We start from the raw sequence: 20,012 nt of genomic DNA, 5'->3' as shown, positions 1-20,012 counted from the left end.
GATCGCCTGCGCCGCCGCCTATCTCGTGCTTCTGCTACTCGAACAGGTCGGGCTGACCCAGTGCGGTGGCCCGACTCGGCGGTGACATGCCGAGGTGGGTCCAGGCCTGCGCGGTGGCCACCCGGCCGCGCGGGGTGCGCGCCACCATGCCGGCCCGCACCAGGAACGGCTCGCACACCTCCTCGACGGTGGTGGCCTCCTCCCCCACTGCGACCGCCAGCGTCGACACTCCGACCGGTCCGCCGCCGAAGCTGCGGGTCAACGCCGACAGCACCGCCCGGTCCAGCCGGTCGAGGCCTAGTTCGTCGACGTCGTAGACCGCGAGCGCGGCCTTGGCGATGTCGCGGGTGATCACGCCGTCGGCCCGCACCTCGGCGTAGTCGCGGACCCGGCGCAGCAGCCGGTTGGCGATCCGCGGCGTGCCGCGCGAGCGCCGCGCGATCTCGGCGCCCGCATCGCCGCCCAGGGTGATGCCGAGGATGCCGGCCGACCGGGCCAGCACGCGTTCGAGTTCGGCCGGTTCGTAGAAGTCCATGTGCGCGGTGAACCCGAACCGGTCGCGCAGCGGGCCGGTCAGCGCGCCCGACCGGGTGGTGGCGCCGACGAGGGTGAACGGTGCCACCTCGAGCGGAATCGACGTTGCGCCGGGACCCTTGCCGACGACCACGTCGACGCGGAAGTCCTCCATCGCCAGGTACAGCATCTCCTCGGCCGGCCGGGCGATGCGGTGGATCTCGTCGATGAACAGCACGTCACCCTCGACGAGGTTGGACAGCATCGCTGCGAGATCGCCGGCACGCTCCAGCGCAGGACCCGACGTCAGCCGCAGCGACGATCCCAGTTCGGCGGCGATGATCATCGCCAGCGACGTCTTGCCCAGCCCCGGCGGGCCGGACAGCAGGATGTGATCCGGTGTGCCGCCCCGATTCTTGGCGCCCTCGAGCACCAGTTGCAGCTGTTCGCGCACCCGGGGCTGGCCGATGAACTCGCGCAGCGAGCGCGGCCGCAGGCTGGCGTCGACGTCGCCCTCGCCGACGGTCAGCGCCGCGGAGACCTCGCGCTCGTCGGGTGCCTCGGCGGAATCGGAGTCCTCCGGGCTGTTCGCGAAGCGGCCCATCGCTACTTCTTACCCAGCATCGACAGCGCGGCGCGCAGGGCGGCCGCCGTGCTCGCGCCCGGATCGTCGGCGAGCACCTTGTCGGTGGCCTCCTCGGCCTGCTTGGCGGCGAAGCCGAGGCCGACGAGGGCCTCCACGACCGGTGCCCGGACCGCGTGACCGCCGACCGCCGAACCGCCCGCGGCCGGGCTGACCGGTCCGATCTTGTCGCGCAGTTCGAGCACCAACCGCTCGGCGCCGCGCTTACCGATGCCCGGCACGCGGGTGAGCGCGGTGACGTCGCCGTCGGCCAGCGCCTGGCGCAGCGCCTGCGCATCGTGCACCGCGAGGGTCGCGAGCGCGATCTTCGGACCGACACCCGACACGCCGAGCAGGGTGAGGAACAGGTCGCGGGCCTCGGAGTCGGCGAAGCCGTACAGCGTCATGGAGTCCTCGCGCACGATCATCGCCGTGATGAGGCGGGTCTCGGCGCCGCGCCGCAGTGTGGACAGCGTCGACGGGGTGGCCATCACCTTGTAGCCGACGCCCGCGGCCTCGACGACCACATGGTCGAGCGCGATGTCGATCACCTCGCCGCGCACCGACGCGATCACGTCGTGCTCCGCGACGGCGCCGGGGACGAACCCTTCTTCGTCTTCGCCTTGAGCGTGGCCCGGTATCGGCGCTGCTGTTCGGCCGCCAGCGCCTCGGCGGCGGCCATCCGCGCGATCATCGGCGCGCGCCAGCAGTGACAGATCGCCAGTGCCAGGGCGTCGGCGGCGTCCGCCGGCGTTGGCTTCGCTTGTAACGCAAGGATTCTGGTGACCATCTCGGTGACCTGCGCCTTGTCGGCCCGGCCGTTGCCGGTGACGGCGGCCTTGACCTCACTGGGAGTGTGGAAGTGCACGTCGATGTCACGCCGGGCCGCGGCAAGCGCGATCACGCCGCCGGCCTGCGCCGTGCCCATCGCGGTGGACGCGTTCTGGTGGGCGAACACCCGCTCGATCGCGATGACATCGGGCCGGTGGGTGTCCATCCAGTGCTCGACGGCGTCGCTGATCGCCATCAGCCGGCGCGCCAGCGGCTCGTCGGCGGCGGTGCGGACCACGTCGACGTCGAGCGCGACCACCTGGCGGCCCTTGCCGCTCTCGATCACCGACAGCCCACAACGGGTCAACCCGGGGTCGACTCCCATCACGCGCACGCCAGCCCCTTCCCGAACAGCTGTTCGACACCCTAGCGCGCCCGCGCTGCCGGGCCGGGTGGCGACACGCGGGCATCGCGGCGTCCGGGTCAGAGCGTGAAGTGCCCGGACCGGCTGCCCTGGCCGATCTCCAGGGCCAGGTCGTTCAGCCTGCGACCCGAGGCCGACCAGCCGCGCACCAATTCGTCGCCGACCTGGGCGTGGGCCCGCTCGATGATGATCCGCCACCGCTGCAGGCCGAGGAATTTCGTCGCCAGCCAGAACGGCCACACCAGCAGGAAGGGTGCGGCGATCAGCAGTGCGAACCAGCCGAAGAAGTCGATGTCGGCCCAGTCGCCGATGTCGCCGAACGGCCACCATTTGCGCTTGAGGTTCCACTGGACACCGTTCGGATCCGTCACGACTACCGCCACGCGGCAATTGTGCTGCCAGTGAGCGAATTCCGGGTGATATCCGGGCAGCCGCCCGTTGCGCGATGTGACGTCGCGGGCAACCGCCGCTACCGTCGCGGGGGACCTGACCTCGATCCGTGGAGCTGATTTCACCCCGATGCCAGACGAGAACGAATTCGAGTCCGCCACCAATCTCGCCGTCACCCTGGCCTGGGCCTGTGGGGCCGTGGTCGCCGCGTACCTGGTGGGAATCGTCCTCACCTGGGGGGTGCGGCGGATCGGCCGCCGCAGTGCAGTGCTCTGCGACGTCGCGACGCTCACCCGCAGGCCGCTGCGGGCGACGCTGATCGTCTTCGCGGCGTCAGTCGCCGTGCAACGCACCTCCGACGACGCCGACCCGTGGCGCGGCTGGGTCGACCACACGATGCTGATCGTGAACATCGCCACCGTCACCTGGCTGTTGACCAGCCTGGTGATGGTCGTCGAACGCCGGATGATCGCCCGCTACGGCGGCGGCGCGGAGGACGAGGTGACCGACGCCGACCGCGTGTGGCGCCGGATCCGCACCCAGGTGACGGTGTTGCGCAGGCTCGCCATCGCCGTCGTCGTCATTCTCGGCATGGCGGCGATCCTGATGACGTTCCCGTCGTTCTCCGACATCGGGACCACACTGTTCGCCTCCGCCGGTGTGCTGTCGGTGGTCGCGGGCCTGGCCGCGCAGACGTCGCTGGGCGCGGTGTTCGCCGGCATGCAGATCGCCTTCTCCGGCGCGATCCGGGTGGGCGACGTGGTGGAACTCGAACAGGGCCAGTGGTGGGGCCGCATCGAGGAGATCACGCTGACCTATGTCGTGGTGCGACTGTTCGACGAGCGCCGGCTTGTGCTGCCGTGCACCTACTTCACCACCACCCCGTTCGAGAACTGGACGCGCAACGCCACCGAGATCATGGGCACCGTCGAGTTCGACGTCGACTTCTCCGTCCCGTTCGACGAGATGCGCGCCGAACTGGACCGCCTGCTGGCCGCCAGCGACCAGTGGGACGGCCGCCGCGGCGTGCTGCAGGTGACCGACGCCGTCGGCGGGGTGGTGCGGGTGCGCATGATGGTCAGCGCCCCCAACGCCGGGGCCCTGTTCGACCTGCGGTGCGCGGTGCGCGAGGGAATGGTCTCGTGGGTGCAGCGCACCCCGCACGCCGTGGTGCCCGCCCAGCGCATCAAACCGGCGCCTGCCGAGGCCGAACGGCCGGCTCGCCGCGGCCGGGACACCGAGACCGCCCGCGTGGCGGCCGGCCTGTTCACCGGGAGCCCGGAGGCCGAGGAGCGCGGCCGGGCGTTCGACGACACTGTCGACTACGCGGACGAGCTGGTCACGCCGAACGGACGCGCCTGACGCACTCGCCCTCGTGCGCGTGGGCACCGATCTACCATGCGCTCATGGCATTCACCGGCCCGGCCGCCGACCGGCAATCCGTGCGCGAGCGGCTCGAGCTCTACAGCGACGCCGTGGTCCGGCAGGACCTCGAGGCCTATTTGGGGTGCTGGGCCGAGGACGGCCGTCGAACCGGCGCCGGCGGTGAGTGCCAGGGCATCGATGAGCTGCGCACCCACTGGAGCGAGGTGTTCGGCGCCGTCGAGAAGATGGCGTTCTTCGTCCAGGTCGCGGCCATCGAGATCGACGGCGACCGGGCCCGGGCGCGGTCGAGCAATCTCGAGATCATGCAGTTCCGCGATGGCCAAGCGATGCGACTGGTCGGCGAGTACATCGACGAACTGCGCCGCGATGCCGGCGAGTGGGTGTTCACCCACCGCGACTACCAGGTGCAGCTGACGTTCTAACTACTCCTCGATCTGGGCGAGGATCTCGTCGGGGATGTCGGCGTTGGTGTAGACGTCCTGCACGTCGTCGCTGTCCTCGAGCGCGTCGACGAGCTTCATGATCTTGCGCGCGCCCTCGGCGTCCAGCGGCACCGTCACCGACGGCTGGAATCCCGCCTCGGCGGAGTCGTAGTCGATACCGGCTTCCTGAAGGGCGGAGCGGACCGCGACGAGATCGGTCGGCTCGGAGAGGATCTCGAAGCTGTCGCCCAGATCCGTGACATCCTCGGCGCCGGCGTCGAGCACCGCGGCGAGCACGTCGTCCTCGGCCAGGCCGTTCTTCTCCAGCGTGATGACGCCCTTGCGGGAGAACAGGTAGGACACCGAACCGGGGTCGGCCATGTTGCCGCCGTTGCGGGTCATCGCGACGCGCACCTCGCCCGCGGCCCGGTTGCGGTTGTCGGTGAGGCACTCGACGAGCACCGCGACCCCGTTGGGGCCGTAGCCCTCATAGGTGATGGTCTGCCAGTCGGCGCCGCCGGCCTCTTCACCTGCGCCGCGCTTGCGCGCGCGCTCGATGTTGTCGTTGGGCACCGAGTTCTTCTTCGCCTTCTGAATGGCGTCGTAGAGCGTCGGGTTACCGGCCGGATCGCCACCGCCGACGCGCGCGGCCACCTCCACGTTCTTGATCAGCTTGGCGAAGTTCTTGCCACGCCGGGCATCGATGATCGCCTTCTTGTGCTTCGTGGTGGCCCACTTGGAATGGCCGCTCATCGGGGACTACCTCGCTCTGGTCGGTGCTCTGCTCGATCGGTGGCAACCCGACGATTCTACGTGCCGCGATGCCGGCCGTGAGTGGGCAACGCGCGACGCGGGCCGCGCAGCCTCAGCGGACCGCCTCGAGCGGGGTCAGCGCGACGACGCGGTAGCCGACACCGGCCGGCCAGCCGATGTGCGCCTGCAGCCAGACGTGGATCCACGTCGGCGCCCCGGACGGGTCGTCGACGAAGGTCGCCGAGGTGTTGATCACCGCACCGGTGTCGCCGGTCGCCTGCAGTGTCATCGACAGCGTCAGCGTCGCGTCGCCGAGCGCCGCGCGTTCGTAGGCAAGGCTGTCGGGCAGGAAGAAGCCTGCCTCGAAGGTCGCGTTGCGCAGTCCGCGCGGCGCACTGCGGGAGCGTTGCATCGCCGGTCCCGAGACGTACGGCTTACCGTCGAACCAGGCCGTTCCGGTGTATTCGGTGCGGCGTGCCTCGCCGCCGCCGGGCATCCGCACCACGGTGTCGATCCTCGGCTGGGGTTCCACCTCGACCAACGTCATCGGCCCACCTCACCTCTGTTACATGCGCCACAGCACTACTGCGGTGAACTTACTCCGGAGTAAGATCGGCCCATGTCGTTCTCCCTAGAACTGTCCCCCGACCTCATCCACGTCCGGGACTGGGTCCACGATTTCGCCGCCGACGTCATCCGCCCGGCCGCCGCAGAGTGGGACGAGCGCGAGGAAACGCCCTGGCCGATCATCCAGGAGGCCGCCAAGGTCGGGCTGTACTCGATGGAGTTGTTCGCCGAGCAGGCGGGCGAACCCACCGGCCTCGGCCTGCTCGTGGTGTTCGAGGAGATGTTCTGGGGCGACGCCGGCATCGCGCTGTCGATCCTGGGCACCGGGCTGGCCGCCGCGTCACTGGCGGCCAACGGCACGCCCGAGCAGCTCGGCGAGTGGCTGCCGCAGATGTTCGGCACCGTCGACGACCCGAAGGTCGCCTCGTTCTGCTCGTCGGAGCCCGGCGCCGGCTCCGACGTCGGCGCCATCCTGACCAAGGCCCGCTACGACGAGGCCACCGACGAGTGGGTGCTCAACGGAACCAAGACGTGGGCCACCAACGGCGGCATCGCCAACGTCCACATCGTCGTGGCCTCGGTGCACCCGGATTTGGGCACCCGCGGCCAGGCGACGTTCATCATCCCGCCGGACACACCGGGTTTCACGCAGGGCCAGAAGTTCCTCAAGCACGGCATCCGGGCGTCGCACACCGCCGAGGTGGTGCTCGACGACGTCCGCATCCCGGGCCGGCTCATCGTCGGCGGCAAGGAGAAGTTCGACGAGCGCATCGCCAGGGCGCGCGAGGGCAAGAGCTCCAAGGGCCAGGCGGCGATGGCCACGTTCGAACGCACCCGGCCCACCGTCGGCGCGATGGCCGTCGGGGTGGCACAGGCCGCCTACGAGTACGCACTCGACTACGCCAGGCAGCGGGAACAGTTCGGCCGCAAGATCGGTGAGTTCCAGGCGATCGCCTTCAAGCTCGCCGACATGAAGGCCCGCATCGACGCGGCGCGCCTGTTGGTCTACCGCGCCGGCTGGATGGCCCGCAACGGCAAGACGTTCGACAACGCCGAAGGGTCGATGGCCAAGCTGGTCGCCAGCGAGACCGCGGTCTACGTCACCGACGAGGCGATCCAGATCCTCGGCGGCAACGGCTACACCCGCGACTACCCGGTGGAGCGCATGCACCGCGACGCCAAGATCTTCACCATCTTCGAGGGCACCAGCGAGATCCAGCGGCTGGTGATCGGGCGAGCGGTCACCGGTCTGCCGATCCGCTGACCTGGGCCGGCGACACCGGCGACACGGATTGCTGCAGACGGAACATCGCCGTCACAGACCCGAAACAAAGTCGCCCTAATTTTGCCGAATGACTCAAGAGCTCAGCGACGAGGTGCGGCGCAACGAGGCGGTCGAGGCCGACCTCGACACCATGACCGCCACCAAGGAGACGCTGGAGGACTACACGCTGCGCTTCGCGCCGCGCAGCTACCGCAAGTGGTCCACCCGGGTGGTGGGCATCTCGGCCCTCGGCGGCATCGCCTATCTTGCGGACTTCGCGATCGGCGCCAACATCGGCATCGCCTACGGAACCACCAATGCGCTCTGGGGAATCCTGATCTTCGCGGTCGTCGTGATGGTGACCGGATTCCCGGTGGCGTACTACGCGGCGCGTTACAACATCGACCTCGACCTGATCACCCGCGGCAGCGGATTCGGCTACTACGGCTCGGTGGTCACCAACGTCATCTTCGCGACGTTCACGTTCATCTTCTTCGCCCTCGAGGGCTCGATCATGGCCCAGGGTCTCGAACTCGGTCTCGGCATCCCGCTGTGGGCCGGCTACGCGCTGTCCACCATCATCATCTTCCCGCTGGTGATCTACGGCATGAAAGTGCTGTCCACGCTTCAGGTCTGGACCACCCCGCTGTGGCTGGTACTCATGGTCGCGCCGTTCGTCTACCTGGTGGTCAGTCATCCGGAATCGGTCGGCGACTTCTTCGCCTACCAGGGTGAGAGCGGAACCGGCGGCTTCGACCTCGGCATGACGCTGCTGGCGGCGGGCGTGTGTCTGTCGCTGATCGTCCAGATCGCCGAGCAGATCGACTACCTGCGGTTCATGCCTCCCCGCACGCCGGAGAACAGCCGCAGCTGGTGGACCTGGATGTTCCTCGCCGGACCCGGCTGGGTGATCTTCGGCGCCATCAAGCAGGTCGTCGGCCTGTTCCTGGCGGTGTACCTGATCGCCAACGTCTTCGACGGCGCCGTGGCGAACGCCAACGAGCCGGTGCACCAGTTCCTGGAGATATACCGGAACTTCCTGCCGCCATGGCTGGCGATGACCCTCGCGGTGATCCTCGTGGTGATCAGCCAGGTGAAGATCAACGTCACCAACGCCTACTCCGGGTCGCTGGCGTGGACCAATTCGTTCACCCGGGTCACCAAGCACTACCCGGGCCGGCTGGTGTTCCTCGCGTTCAACCTGGTGATCGCGCTGATCCTGATGGAAGCCAACATGTTCGCGTTCCTGAACTCGATCCTGGGTTTCTACGCCAACTGCGGTATCGCCTGGGTCGTCGTGGTGGCGTCGGACATCGTGTTCAACAAGTACCTGCTGAAGATCTCGCCGCTGCAACCCGAGTTCCGCCGCGGCATGCTCTACGCGGTCAACCCGGTCGGCTTCGTGTCGCTGTTCGTCGCCGCGGGGGTGTCGCTGCTGACGTTCTTCGGAGTGCTCGGCGAGGCGATCCGGCCGTACTCACCGCTGGTCGCCATGGTGCTCGGACTGGTGCTGCCGCCGATCCTCGCCGTCGCGACCAAGGGCAAGTACTACCTGCGGCGCACCGACGACGGCATCGACCTGCCGATGTACGACGAGCGGGGCAACCCGTCCGGCGAGCACCTCAAATGCCATGTCTGTTATCACGATTTCGAGCGGCCGGACATGATGAAGTGCGCGACGCACGACGCGTTCGTCTGCTCGCTGTGCCTGTCCACCGACAAGGTCGCCGACCACGTCCTACCCGCCTCCTGAGTGATTTCGGCGCGCTTTCGATCGGTCAGCGATCGTGAGCGCGCCGAAATCGCCAGATCTAGAGGGAGTCGACGAAGAGCTTGTGCACGCGGCGGTCGCCGGTGATCTCCGGATGGAACGCCGTCGCCAGCACCGGGCCCTGCCGCACCGCCACCGGATGGCCCGCGGCCGTGGCCAGGACCTCGACGTCGGGCCCGACCCGTTCCACCCACGGTGCCCGGATGAACACCGCGTGCACCGAACCGTCGAGGCCGGTGAAGTCGATGTCCCCCTCGAACGAGTCGACCTGACGGCCGAAGGCGTTGCGCCGCACCGTGATGTCGATCGCCTTGAGCGGGTCGGCCTGCCTGCCCGCCGCGCCCGCGTCGAGGATCTCGGTGGCCAGCAGGATCATCCCCGCGCACGACCCGTAGGCCGGCATGCCGTCGGCGAGGCGGGCGCGCAGCGGGTCGAGCAGGTCGAGCTCACGCAGCAGCAGGCTCATCGTGGTCGATTCCCCGCCGGGGATCACCAGCGCGTCGACCGCCTCGAGTTCACCGCGCCGCCGCACTGTCACCGCGTCGGCGCCTGCCTCCTGCAGCGCCGCCAGATGCTCGCGGGTGTCGCCCTGCAGTGCGAGCACCCCGATCCGGGGGCTCACTCCCCCGCCGGCGAATAGTCGCGCTTGAAGCGGGTCAACCCCTCCTGCATCACCGCCGCGACCATCTCGCCGTAGCGATTGAAGAGCTTGCCCTGCGTCAGCGCACGACCACCGCACGCCGACGGCGACGACTGGTCATAGAGCAGCCACTCGTCGGCGCGGAACGGCCGCATGAACCACATCGCGTGATCCAGCGAGGCGATCATCAGATGCTTGCGCTCGTCGGGATGGTTCACCTGCGCCGAGCCGAGCAGCGTGAGATCGCTCAGGTAGGCCAGGGCGCAGATGTGCAGCACCGGATCGTCGGGCAGCGGGTCGGTGTGACGGAACCACACCTGCTGCTGAGAAGCCTTGCCGGGCAACCGGTGTACCTGCTCGCGCGGCACGATGCGGACGTCCCACTCGGCGAACTGGGCGAATCCGGCGTCGTCGAACGCCCCACCGGAACGGAAGCTGGGCAGGTCGTCGGGCGGTGGCGCGCTGGGCATCACGTCCTGGTGTTCGATGCCGCTCTGGTCGGCCTGGAACGACGCCGACATCGAGAAGATCGTCTCGCCGTGCTGGATCGCGCTGACCCGCCGGGTGCAGAACGAGCCGCCGTCGCGGAGCCGCTCGACGATGTACACCGACGGCGCCTTGGCGTCACCGGGCCGCAGGAAATACCCGTGCAGCGAGTGCACCTGGAACAGCGGGTCGACGGTCCGCACCGCGGACACCAGCGACTGGCCGGCCACATGCCCACCGAAAGTGCGCTGCAGGAAACCGGATTCGGGACTGAACACACCGCCGCGGTAGATGTTGACCTCGAGCTGCTCCAGGTCGAGGATCTGTTCGATCAAGGCTTACCAGCCGCGTTCGGCCAGCCGGTGCGGCTGCGCGATGTCCTCGACGTTGATGCCGACCATGGCCTCGCCCAGCCCGCGCGACACCTTCGCCAGCACGTCGGGGTCGTCGTAGAAAGTGGTGGCCTTGACGATCGCGGCCGCGCGCTCGGCGGGATTGCCCGACTTGAAGATGCCCGAGCCGACGAACACGCCCTCGGCACCGAGCTGCATCATCATCGCCGCGTCCGCCGGCGTCGCGATGCCGCCCGCGGTGAACAGCGTGACGGGCAGCTTGCCCGCCCGCGCCACCTCGGCGACCAGTTCGTAGGGCGCCTGCAGCTCCTTGGCCGCTACGAACAGCTCGTCCTCCGACAGCGACGTCAGCCGGCGGATCTCGCCGCCGATCTTGCGCATGTGGGTGGTGGCGTTGGACACGTCGCCGGTACCGGCCTCACCCTTGGAGCGGATCATCGCCGCGCCCTCGGTCAGCCGCCGCAGCGCCTCGCCGAGGTTGGTGGCGCCGCACACGAACGGCACGGTGAACTTCCACTTGTCGATGTGGTTGGTGTAGTCCGCCGGGGTCAGCACCTCGGACTCGTCGATGTAGTCGACGCCGAGGCTCTGCAGGATCTGCGCCTCGACGAAGTGGCCGATGCGGGCCTTGGCCATCACCGGGATGGTGACGGCGTCGATGATGCCCTCGATCATGTCGGGGTCGCTCATCCGCGAGACGCCGCCCTGGGCCCGGATGTCTGCGGGCACCCGCTCGAGCGCCATCACCGCCACCGCGCCTGCGGCCTCGGCGATGCGTGCCTGCTCGGGGGTGACCACGTCCATGATGACGCCGCCCTTGAGCATCTCGGCCATGCCGCGTTTGACCCGGGCGGTACCCGTCTGCGCGGACCCGTTGGTCGACCCGTTCGATGCGGTTTCCACTACTATCTCCTCCGAAGCGCTACTGATCCAGTCTAAACGAGCTGCCAAATCGATTAGATCCGCAGTTCAGCGGATCGACAGCAACTCGCGGTGGACGGACCCGTCCGCCAGTTCGTTCGCCTCCGCCAGCAGCTCAGCGAGCTGCCGGGGATACACCGCCTCGCCGGCGGCCACCAGTTCTCCGATCATTGTCGCATCGCACCAGCGGTGGCCGTGAATGTAGCGGCGCTCGAGGTCCGTGCGGTGGACCGCCGACACCTCGAACCGCCGGGTCCGGTACACGAAGAACAACTCCACGCTGCGCATCACCGAACCGTTGAAGTCGATGGTCGCCTCCCGATGCCACACCGGCCCGATCAACTGCGACCGGTCGATGCGCAGGCCCGTCTCCTCGAACACTTCGCGCACCGCGGTGTCGGGCAGCTCCTCACCGGGAGCCACCGCGCCCCCGATCGTGAACCACCACCGTGGCGGGTCGGCGTCGACCGACGCCGGGTCGGAGCCGCAGAACAGCAGCACCGCGCCCGAATCGTCGAGCAGCACCACGCGCGCCGACGTGCGACGGCTGACCGGACCGGCGTCGTCGGCCGACACCTCCGCGCGTTCGGCGATCTCGAAGTACGTCGGCAGCGCCGCCGTGCCGCCGAGCCGCAGCAGGCGCACCGCGAAACGCTCCCGCAGCGCCAGGGTGTCGCGCACCGCGTCGTTGTGGAACCGCCGCGCCAGCAGCACCCGCGCCTCGGCATCGGCCAGTTCAGCGAGCAATGGCACCGGAACGGCCGCCGGGTCGACCATCGTCAGCGCCGAGGACAGGTCGTTCTCTGAGGCCTCCCGAGCCGACCGCGGCGCCCGCTCGGCGGCGTCGGCCAGCGCAGCCAGCCGCTTGCCCTGCGGTGCGCCGGCATAGGCGTCCACAGCCACCGCGCGGGCCACCACCGCCCGGCGAGCCAGCGCCGCGTCCAGCGCCTGCCAGCTCAGGTCGTAACGGACGTGCAGTCGGTTCAGCCGGTTGGCGGTCTGGAACGCCCAGCCGCCGACCAGCAGCAGCGTCACCAGGAGTATCGCGACGAGGACGATCACGAGCCATCCGGTCACGTCGCTTCACCGGCTGCCCTGCTCCTGGCCGCCGCACTCGCGGCCCGGGGCGATTCCCCCTCGCCCGCCACTCGCACCTTGCGCCCCGACCCGGCCACCGTCTCGTAGACCCGCAGGATCTGCCGCGCCACCACCGACCAGTCGTAGCGGCGGACGGCGTCGGAGGCGGCATCGATGTAACGGCGCCGGACGGCGTCGTCGTCGAGCACCTCGACCAGCCCGGCCGCCAGCGCGTCCGCGTCGTCGACCGTCACCAGCCGCCCGGCCGCCCCGTCGAGCAGCACCCGGCGGAACGCATCGAGGTCGCTGGCGACCACCGCCGTGCCCGCGGCCATCGCCTCCACCAGCACGATGCCGAAGCTCTCCCCGCCGGTGTTGGGCGCGCAGTACACGTCGGCGCTGCGCATCGCCGACGCCTTGGTCGCGTCGTCGACCTGCCCGAGGAACCGCAGGTGCCCGGCGAGATCCTTGGCGTCTTCCCGCAACTCGTCCTCGTCGCCGCGCCCGACGACCAGGATCTCGATGTCGGGGAAGCGCTCGACCAGCGCGGGCAACGCCCGCAGCAGCAGCGCCATCCCCTTACGGGGTTCGTCGAAGCGGCCGAGGAACAGCACCGACCGCCCCGGCCTGGGGTAGCCGTCCAGCAGCGGCGCCTCTGCGAACGACGCCACGTCGACGCCGTTGGGGATCTCGACCGCGTCGGACCCGAGCGCCTCCATCTGCCAGCGCCGCGCGAGATCCGACACGGCAATGCGGCCGACGATCTTCTCGTGGTACGGCCGCAGCAGGCCCTGGAACACCGACAGCGTCAGCGATTTCGTGGTCGAGGTGTGGAACGTCGCGACGATCGGCCCCTCGGCCGCCTGCAGCGCCAGCATCGACAGGCTCGGGGCGTTGGGCTCGTGCAGGTGCAGCACGTCGAATTCGCCCTGCTGCAACCACTTCTTGACCTTGCGGTGGGTGGCGGGGCCGAAGCGCAGCCGCGCCACCGAACCGTTGTACGGGATCGGCACCGCCTTGCCGCCGGACACCACGTAGTCGGGCAGTTCCACGTGCGGCGACGACGGCGCCAGCACGCCGACCGTGTGGCCGCCGGCGCGCATCACCTCGGCCAGTTGGAGCACGTGCGACTGCACCCCGCCCGGCACGTCGAACGAATACGGGCACACCATGCCGATTCTCATCAGCGCACCCTGTTCTTCGCGCAAGCGCTCATCACTGCGCCTCCCGCAGGCGTGCCTGACGTGCCTCCGACAGGTCCGCCAGCCACTGCGGCTGCATCATGTGCCAGTCGGCCGGGTGCGCGGCGATGTTGTCGGCGAACCGGTCGGCGAGTGCCTGGGTGACGACGGTGACGTCGGCCGACGACACGTCCAGCGGCGGGAACACCCGCATCCCCCACCCGTCATCGGTGAACCAGCAGTGCACCGGCAGCAGCGCCGCCCCGGTCGCGATCGCCAGTTTCGCCGGCCCGGCGGGCAGCCGGGTCGCCTCCCCGAACAGGTCGACCTCGACGCCCGTGCGGGTCAGGTCCCGCTCAGCCATCAGGCACACCACGCCGTTGTCAGAAAGCCGTTCCCGCAGTACGTCGTACGGCGGTCGCTCACCGCCGGTGTGGGTGATCACCTCGAATCCCAGGCTCTCCCGGTACGCGATGAACCGGTTGGCCAGCGACTCGGGCTTCAGACGCTCGGCCACGGTGGTGAAGGGCCCGTGATTCTGCACCAGCCACACACCGGCCATGTCCCAATTCCCGCTGTGCGGCAACGCCAGCACCACGCCGCGACCGGCCTCGAGTGCCTGCCACACGTAGTCGATGTCCTGCACCTCAAGCTGGCGGCCGATTTTCTCGTGATCCATCGTCGGCAGCCGGAACGCCTCGCGCCAGTAGCGGGCGTAGGACGACAGCGAGGCCTCGACGAGCGCCGCCGGAACGTCCTCGGCGGACGTGCCGATCACCCGTGCCAGATTCTTGCGCAGCTGCTCGGGCCCACCGTCGCGGGCGGCGTACCACGCCCCGAGATCGAAGGCGTTGCGCGCCACCAGCTCCGGCATGGCGCGCACGAGCCGCCAGCCGCTGGCATAGCCGAGATCCGTCAGCCGGCCGCCGAGACTCACCGCTCGCTCGTCTCCGGTTCCCCGCCCCGGTCGGTGTCGTCGGCGCCCTCGTCCGCGGCGCCTGCTTCGTCCTTCGCGGGTATCGGATCCATCGCACCCGCCGAGAGCCGCACCGAGTGCAGCCGCTGCAGCACGGTCACCACGCTGGCGACCGCCAGCACCCACATCGCCACCTGCACCAGCCACGGCACGTGCAGGAACGGCACGCCCGAGAGCCCGGTGCCGATCAGCACGATGACCAGCCGTTCCGGCCGCTCGATGAGGCCGCCGTCGCCCTTGAGGCCGCTGGCCTCGGCCCGCGCCTTGATGTAGGAGATCACCTGGGAGGTGACCAGGCAGATCAGGGTGGCGACCACCAGTGCCGGGTTGTCCATCCCGAACGCCGCCCACCAGGCCAGACCACAGAAGATCGCACCGTCGGCGATGCGATCGCAGATCGCGTCGAGTGCGGCGCCGAAACGGGTGCCGCCGCCGCGCTCGCGGGCCATCGCGCCGTCGAGCATGTCGGCGAGCACGAAGAACGCCACCGCGAAGGCGCCCCACCACAGCTGTCCCATCGGGAACAGCGTCAACGCCGCGATCACGGTGCCCGCCGTGCCCAGGATGGTGATGCTGTCGGGGGTGAGCCCGACGCGCAACGCGCCCTTGGCGATCGGGCGCGACAGTTTTGTGTACGCCGCGCGCGTCATCAGATAGAAGTTGCTCAGTTCCCCGACCCCCCATCGCTGCGCTCACCCAGCGTCGCAGCCCCGGTGCGCTCCGACTGGCCCGCCGCCCACTCGGTGGCCAGCAGCTCGCGGGTCTCCCGCAACAGCTGCGGGATGATCTTCGATCCGCCGATGATCGTGATGAAGTTGGCGTCGCCGCCCCACCGCGGCACCACGTGCATGTGCAGGTGCTCGGCCAGCGATCCGCCCGCCGAGTGGCCCAGGTTGAGCCCGACGTTGAAACCGTGCGGGCTGGACACCGCCTTGATCACCCGAATCGCCTGCTGCGTGAACGACATCAGCTCGGCGCTCTCCGCGTCGTTGAGGTCCTCGAGCTCGGAGACCCGCCGGTACGGCACCACCATCAGGTGGCCGGGGTTGTACGGGTAGAGGTTGAGCACCGCGTAAACCTGGGCGCCGCGCGCCACCACCAGGCCGTCCTCGTCGGGCATGGTGGGGATGTCGGTGAAGGGCTGCGACGACATCGACGAGTCGGACCCCTTCTTCATGGGGGCCTCGGCGATGTAGCTCATCCGGTGCGGCGTCCACAGCCGTTGCAGATGGTCGGGGTCGCCGACGCCGTGGTCGACGATCGAGCGGTTGTCCGCGTGGCTCGCGTCACCTGTCACGTCTGCGCGCCCACCTTCACCAGATCCGCTGTCGGGGCGGCATTCTCGCGATCGGCGATCCACTTCACGATGGTCGCCACCGCCTCGTCGCGCGGCACCCCGTTGATCTGCGTGCGGTCGCCGAACCGGAAGCTCACCGCACCGGCGTCGACGTCCTTGTCGCCGGCCAGCAGCATGAACGGCACCTTCTGATTCGTGTGATTGACGATCTTCTTGGCCATCCGGTCGTCACTGGAATCCACCTCGACGCGCACTCCGCGCGCCCGCAGCGCGGCGGCCACCTCGTCGAGGTAGGCCACGTGCGCGTCGGCGACCGGCACGCCCACCACCTGCACCGGCGCCAGCCACGCCGGGAAGGCGCCGGCGTAGTGCTCGGTGAGGATGCCGAAGAACCGCTCGATGGAGCCGAACAACGCACGGTGGATCATCACCGGGCGCTGCCTGCTGCCGTCGGCGGCGGTGTACTCGAGTTCGAAGCGTTCGGGGAAGTTGAAGTCCAGCTGGATCGTCGACATCTGCCAGCTGCGGCCCAGCGCGTCGCGGGCCTGCACCGAGATCTTCGGGCCGTAGAACGCCGCACCGCCCGGATCGGGCACCAGCTCCAGGCCCGACTCGGCGGCCACCTCGGCGAGGGTGGAGGTGGCCTCCTCCCAGATCTCGTCGGACCCGACGAACTTCTTCGGGTCCTTGGTGGACAGCTCGAGGTAGAAGTCGGCGAGGCCGTAGTCGCCGAGCAGGTCGAGGATGAACTGCAGCAGCGACGCCAGCTCGCCGCGCATCTGGTCGCGGGTGCAGAAGATGTGGGCGTCGTCCATGGTCAGGCCGCGCACCCGGGTCAGGCCGTGCACCACGCCGGACTTCTCGTACCGGTACACCGCGCCGAACTCGAACGCGCGCAACGGGAGTTCGCGGTAGGACCGCCCCCGCGCCCGGTAGATCAGGCAGTGCATCGGGCAGTTCATCGGCTTGAGGTAGTAGTCCTGGCCGGGCTTGCGTACCGTGCCGTCCTCGTTGAACTCGGCGTCGATGTGCATCGGCGGGAACATCCCGTCGGCGTACCAGTCGAGGTGTCCGGAGGTGTGGAACAGCTGCGCCTTGGTGATGTGCGGGGTGTTGACGAACTCGTAGCCCGCCTCGATGTGCTTGCGACGGGAGTAATCCTCGAGCTCGCGCCGGACGATGCCACCTTTTGGGTGGAAAACCGGTAGGCCCGAACCGATTTCGTCAGGGAAGCTGAAGAGGTCGAGTTCGGATCCGAGCCTGCGGTGGTCGCGGCGCTGTGCCTCCTCGAGGAGTTCGAGGTGCCGGTCTAGCGCCTCCTGCGACTCCCACGCCGTGCCGTAGATGCGTTGCAGGCTGGCGTTCTCCTGGTCGCCTCGCCAGTACGCCGCCGAACTGCGGGTCAGCTTGAACGCCGGGATGTACCTGGTGGTCGGGATGTGCGGGCCCCGGCACAGGTCGCCCCAGATACGTTCCTGGGTGCGAGGATTGAGGTTGTCGTAGGCGGTGAGCTCGTCGCCACCGACCTCCATCACCTCGGGATCGCCGGACTTGTCGTCGACGAGTTCGAGCTTGAAGGGTTCGGCGGCCAGTTCAGCGCGCGCCTCGTCCTTGGACGCGTAGACGCGCCGGGAGAACAGCTGGCCGTCCTTGACGATCTTGCGCATGCGCTTCTCCAGCGCCTCCAGATCGTCCGGAGTGAATGCGCGCGGCACGTCGAAGTCGTAGTAGAAGCCGTCGGTGATCGGCGGGCCGATGCCCAGCTTGGCTTCGGGGAACATCTGCTGAACGGCCTGGGCGAGCACGTGGGCGGCCGAGTGCCGGATGACGCTGCGGCCGTCCTCGGTGTCGGCCGTCACCGGCGTGACATCGGCGTCGGCTTCGGGCGTCCAGGCCAGGTCGCGCAGCCGGCCCTCGCCGTCGCGGACCACGACGACGGCGTCCGGTGCGCCCCGGCCGGGTAGCCCCGCCTCCCGGACCGCCGCCCCGGCGGTGGTCCCGGCAGGCACCCGGATCGGGGCTGCTGGGGCGGGACTGGCGGCGGCGCTCATCGCGGACTCTCCGTTGTGTCGAGGGTGGTCGGAAAACTCAGGTCGCGACCATGCTATCGGGGTGCCATCGTGGTCACACGGCACGCCCTGAACCCACTCGAAGCGCCCGCCTGCCCCTAGGAGCCCAACCCGATCGGGCTGTTCAGCCAGGGATGGTCGATGCCGAACAGTTCTCCGGTCCAGTCGACGGCGCCGAGCAACCACAGCGTCGCGAACACCACCAGCGCCGTGAGCAGCCCACCCAGGATCTGGACGACGGCGCCCTGGCGGTGGAACCAGTCCATCACCTTGTCGTAGCGCTCCTTGGCGTAGGCCAGCAGTCGCCGCGCCCAGTCGAACTCGGTGGCCAGGATGCCCAGGCCGATGAAGACGATGGCCCAGCCGGGTCCGGGGTACGGGATGGCGAGGATGCCGAGGCCGAACACGGCCAACCCGATCACCCCGACGGCGATGCGATAGAAGAACTCGACCCGAGGACGCTCGTGCAGCCGGTCCCGCCACCGCGCCCAGCGGCGTTTGACCGCCGAGAACCGCGACTCGTCGTCGGTGTCCGTCTCCGCGGTGTCCCTCTCCGGGGCCGTCTCGTCGCGCTCTGGCGTGGTGCTCACGGCTGTCCCGGGTTGAGCTTGACGAACAGGGCCTCGGCCTCGGCCAGCACGTGCTCGCCGTCGAGCAGTCGGCCCGTGACGAAGATCTTGCGGCCCTCGATGCGGTCGATGCCGGCGTCGACCTGCAACTTGCGCTCCACCGGAGCGATCTTGCGGTAGTTGACGTGCAGGAACGCCGTGCGCTGGTAGCGGCTGCGGGTGAGTTTGTAGGCGGCGTAGCCGAGCACCGAGTCGAACAGCAGCGCCACCGCTCCCCCGTGTGCGGCGCCGTTGCGGCCCAGGTAGAAGCGGCGGAACTCGGCCTCTCCGGTGATCCGGTCGTCGTCGGTGCGGCGCAGCAGCATCGGCACCTGCAGGATGTTCCCGCGGTTGGGCAGATCCATCCGGCGGCCCGACGGGGCGTGCCACTCGTCGGCGCGGTGCGGCGCCAGCAGTGCCGAAACCCGCTCGATCAGGTCGGCGGCCTCGCTGATCACCTCGTCGGGCGCGTCGACGCACCGGGCGTCGTCCTGCAGGGTGCGCACGGCGTCGACGAATCTGCCGTAGTCGGGGCCGCCCCGGGTGGTGGGGACCGGCGGGTTGAAACCGCCGCCGGTCGCCGGTGTCGACGTCTGCGTGGAGTCGGTGCTCACCCCGTCACCGTATGGGTCGCGGGGTCAGCCGGCTTCGCCGGCACGGCTGAGCGTCTCGAACTCGTCGTCGGACAGCGTGATCTGTGCGGCGGCGACGTTCTCCTCGAGGTGGGCGACGCTCGACGTGCCGGGAATCGGCAGCACCACCGGCGAGCGCTTGAGCAACCACGCCAGGGCGAGCTGCGACGGCGTGGCGCCGTGGTCGTCGGCGATGCGCTGCAGCGGCCCGCCCGGAGCGGCCAGAGGGCCCGCGGCGAGGGGGAACCACGGGATGAAGCCGATGCCCTCGTCGGTCACCTTGTCCAGCAGTGGTTCGGCAGTGCGGGTGCTGACGTTGTACATGTTCTGCACCGAGACGATGGTGGCGACCTTCTGAGCAGCCGCGAGCTGGTCGACGTCCACCTCGGACAGGCCGATGTGGCGGATCTTGCCCTCCTGCTGCAGCTTGCGGAGTTCGCCGACCTGGTCCTCGGCGGGGAACTTGCTGTCGATGCGGTGCAGCTGGAACAGGTCGATGGTGTCGACGCCGAGGCGGCGCAGGCTGGTCTCGCACTGCTGACGCAGGTACGCCGGGAAGCCGAGCGGCGTCCACTCGTCGGGTCCGGTGCGCAGCAGGCCGGCCTTGGTCGCGATGACCAGCCCGTCGGTATAGGGGTGCAGCGCCCGGCGGATGAGGTCCTCGGAGACGTAGGGCCCGTAGGAGTCGGCGGTGTCGATGAAGTCGACGCCGAGTTCGACGGCGCGGCGCAGCACCCGGATGCACTCGTCGGGGTCGGCGGGTGGGCCCCACACGCCCTTGCCCGCCAATCGCATCGCGCCGAATCCGAGCCGGTTGACGGTCAGATCGCCGCCGAGGGAGAACGTTCCGGATGCGCTTACGACGGTTTCGTTGGCCACGACAACGACC

At 69.3% G+C, this 20,012-nt stretch carries 22 protein-coding genes; 4 read left to right on the top strand and 18 right to left on the bottom strand.

Annotated elements, in window-relative coordinates:
* Nucleotides 1-34: 34 nt before the first annotated feature.
* The 4 genes from ruvB to AB0K11_RS17980 form a co-directional block, all read right to left on the bottom strand.
* Nucleotides 35-1,117, bottom strand: coding sequence for a Holliday junction branch migration DNA helicase RuvB (gene ruvB, locus AB0K11_RS17995; RefSeq protein ID WP_364979418.1), 1,083 nt, complete (start codon nucleotides 1,115-1,117; stop codon nucleotides 35-37).
* 2 nt (nucleotides 1,118-1,119) lie between these two features.
* A complete protein-coding gene (ruvA, locus tag AB0K11_RS17990; RefSeq protein WP_364979415.1) occupies nucleotides 1,120-1,710 on the bottom strand; it encodes a Holliday junction branch migration protein RuvA in 591 nt (196 codons plus the stop codon).
* Nucleotides 1,707-2,300, bottom strand: coding sequence for a crossover junction endodeoxyribonuclease RuvC (gene ruvC / locus AB0K11_RS17985; protein ID WP_364979411.1), 594 nt, complete (start codon nucleotides 2,298-2,300; stop codon nucleotides 1,707-1,709). The genes ruvA and ruvC overlap by 4 nt, the downstream gene beginning before the upstream one ends.
* Before the next feature lie 89 nt (nucleotides 2,301-2,389).
* Nucleotides 2,390-2,713, bottom strand: a complete 324-nt coding sequence (locus AB0K11_RS17980) for a hypothetical protein (protein WP_364979403.1) — start codon at nucleotides 2,711-2,713, stop codon at nucleotides 2,390-2,392.
* A 136-nt stretch (nucleotides 2,714-2,849) separates the two neighbouring features.
* Between AB0K11_RS17980 and AB0K11_RS17975 the strand changes: the two genes are divergently transcribed.
* Together AB0K11_RS17975 and AB0K11_RS17970 are read left to right on the top strand one after the other, a co-directional pair.
* Nucleotides 2,850-4,082: a mechanosensitive ion channel domain-containing protein gene (locus AB0K11_RS17975; RefSeq protein WP_364979400.1), complete on the top strand. Its 1,233-nt coding sequence runs from the start codon at nucleotides 2,850-2,852 to the stop codon at nucleotides 4,080-4,082.
* Between the two features lie 44 nt (nucleotides 4,083-4,126).
* Nucleotides 4,127-4,528 (top strand): nuclear transport factor 2 family protein, encoded by a 402-nt coding sequence (locus AB0K11_RS17970; protein ID WP_364979397.1) that lies wholly within the window; start codon nucleotides 4,127-4,129, stop codon nucleotides 4,526-4,528.
* On the opposite strand, the gene AB0K11_RS17965 is transcribed toward AB0K11_RS17970, so the two are convergent.
* Both AB0K11_RS17965 and AB0K11_RS17960 read right to left on the bottom strand, forming a co-directional pair.
* Nucleotides 4,529-5,281 carry a YebC/PmpR family DNA-binding transcriptional regulator gene (locus tag AB0K11_RS17965; RefSeq protein ID WP_264014244.1) on the bottom strand — a complete coding sequence of 251 codons (753 nt, stop codon included), beginning with the start codon at nucleotides 5,279-5,281 and terminating at the stop codon, nucleotides 4,529-4,531.
* Nucleotides 5,282-5,393: 112 nt separating this feature from the next.
* Entirely contained in the window at nucleotides 5,394-5,828 is a 435-nt protein-coding gene (locus AB0K11_RS17960; protein WP_364979393.1) for a hypothetical protein, read from the bottom strand.
* A gap of 72 nt (nucleotides 5,829-5,900) precedes the next feature.
* Here AB0K11_RS17960 and AB0K11_RS17955 point away from each other — a divergent pair, with 72 nt between their 5' ends.
* Together AB0K11_RS17955 and AB0K11_RS17950 are read left to right on the top strand one after the other, a co-directional pair.
* Nucleotides 5,901-7,112, top strand: coding sequence for an acyl-CoA dehydrogenase family protein (locus AB0K11_RS17955; RefSeq protein WP_364979390.1), 1,212 nt, complete (start codon nucleotides 5,901-5,903; stop codon nucleotides 7,110-7,112).
* Nucleotides 7,113-7,263: 151 nt separating this feature from the next.
* Nucleotides 7,264-8,865 carry a hypothetical protein gene (locus AB0K11_RS17950; RefSeq protein ID WP_364980444.1) on the top strand — a complete coding sequence of 534 codons (1,602 nt, stop codon included), beginning with the start codon at nucleotides 7,264-7,266 and terminating at the stop codon, nucleotides 8,863-8,865.
* 58 nt (nucleotides 8,866-8,923) lie between these two features.
* On the opposite strand, the gene pdxT is transcribed toward AB0K11_RS17950, so the two are convergent.
* From pdxT to AB0K11_RS17890, 12 genes are all read right to left on the bottom strand, one after another.
* On the bottom strand, nucleotides 8,924-9,505 hold the full coding sequence (gene pdxT, locus AB0K11_RS17945) for a pyridoxal 5'-phosphate synthase glutaminase subunit PdxT (protein WP_364979388.1): 582 nt from the start codon (nucleotides 9,503-9,505) through the stop codon (nucleotides 8,924-8,926).
* A complete protein-coding gene (gene tesB, locus AB0K11_RS17940) occupies nucleotides 9,502-10,344 on the bottom strand; it encodes an acyl-CoA thioesterase II (protein ID WP_364979385.1) in 843 nt (280 codons plus the stop codon). The genes pdxT and tesB overlap by 4 nt, the downstream gene beginning before the upstream one ends.
* A 3-nt stretch (nucleotides 10,345-10,347) precedes the next feature.
* Entirely contained in the window at nucleotides 10,348-11,265 is a 918-nt protein-coding gene (gene pdxS / locus AB0K11_RS17935; RefSeq protein WP_364979382.1) for a pyridoxal 5'-phosphate synthase lyase subunit PdxS, read from the bottom strand.
* 66 nt (nucleotides 11,266-11,331) lie between these two features.
* A complete protein-coding gene (locus AB0K11_RS17930; RefSeq protein ID WP_364979379.1) occupies nucleotides 11,332-12,360 on the bottom strand; it encodes an NUDIX domain-containing protein in 1,029 nt (342 codons plus the stop codon).
* On the bottom strand, nucleotides 12,357-13,544 hold the full coding sequence (locus tag AB0K11_RS17925; protein ID WP_364979377.1) for a glycosyltransferase family 4 protein: 1,188 nt from the start codon (nucleotides 13,542-13,544) through the stop codon (nucleotides 12,357-12,359). The genes AB0K11_RS17930 and AB0K11_RS17925 overlap by 4 nt, the downstream gene beginning before the upstream one ends.
* 31 nt (nucleotides 13,545-13,575) lie before the next feature.
* On the bottom strand, nucleotides 13,576-14,478 hold the full coding sequence (locus AB0K11_RS17920; RefSeq protein ID WP_364979375.1) for a phosphatidylinositol mannoside acyltransferase: 903 nt from the start codon (nucleotides 14,476-14,478) through the stop codon (nucleotides 13,576-13,578).
* Nucleotides 14,475-15,185: a phosphatidylinositol phosphate synthase gene (gene pgsA, locus AB0K11_RS17915; protein ID WP_364980441.1), complete on the bottom strand. Its 711-nt coding sequence runs from the start codon at nucleotides 15,183-15,185 to the stop codon at nucleotides 14,475-14,477. Before pgsA ends, AB0K11_RS17920 begins: the two co-directional genes overlap by 4 nt.
* Nucleotides 15,182-15,814, bottom strand: a complete 633-nt coding sequence (locus AB0K11_RS17910; RefSeq protein WP_364979373.1) for an HIT domain-containing protein — start codon at nucleotides 15,812-15,814, stop codon at nucleotides 15,182-15,184. The genes pgsA and AB0K11_RS17910 overlap by 4 nt, the downstream gene beginning before the upstream one ends.
* Nucleotides 15,811-17,865 (bottom strand): threonine--tRNA ligase, encoded by a 2,055-nt coding sequence (thrS, locus tag AB0K11_RS17905; RefSeq protein WP_364979370.1) that lies wholly within the window; start codon nucleotides 17,863-17,865, stop codon nucleotides 15,811-15,813. Before thrS ends, AB0K11_RS17910 begins: the two co-directional genes overlap by 4 nt.
* 116 nt (nucleotides 17,866-17,981) lie before the next feature.
* Nucleotides 17,982-18,473 (bottom strand): TIGR02611 family protein, encoded by a 492-nt coding sequence (locus tag AB0K11_RS17900; RefSeq protein ID WP_364979367.1) that lies wholly within the window; start codon nucleotides 18,471-18,473, stop codon nucleotides 17,982-17,984.
* Nucleotides 18,470-19,105: a PaaI family thioesterase gene (locus AB0K11_RS17895; RefSeq protein ID WP_364979364.1), complete on the bottom strand. Its 636-nt coding sequence runs from the start codon at nucleotides 19,103-19,105 to the stop codon at nucleotides 18,470-18,472. Before AB0K11_RS17895 ends, AB0K11_RS17900 begins: the two co-directional genes overlap by 4 nt.
* 24 nt (nucleotides 19,106-19,129) lie before the next feature.
* Entirely contained in the window at nucleotides 19,130-20,002 is an 873-nt protein-coding gene (locus AB0K11_RS17890; protein ID WP_364979361.1) for an aldo/keto reductase, read from the bottom strand.
* Between the last annotated feature and the right edge of the window lie 10 nt (nucleotides 20,003-20,012).

The sequence above is a fragment of the Mycobacterium sp. NPDC050551 genome (assembly GCF_040674075.1).
In the GTDB taxonomy this organism is placed as follows: Bacteria; Actinomycetota; Actinomycetes; order Mycobacteriales; family Mycobacteriaceae; genus Mycobacterium.
The sequence above is the reverse complement of the archived record's forward strand: the minus strand, read 5'-3'. Positions and strand labels throughout refer to the sequence as shown.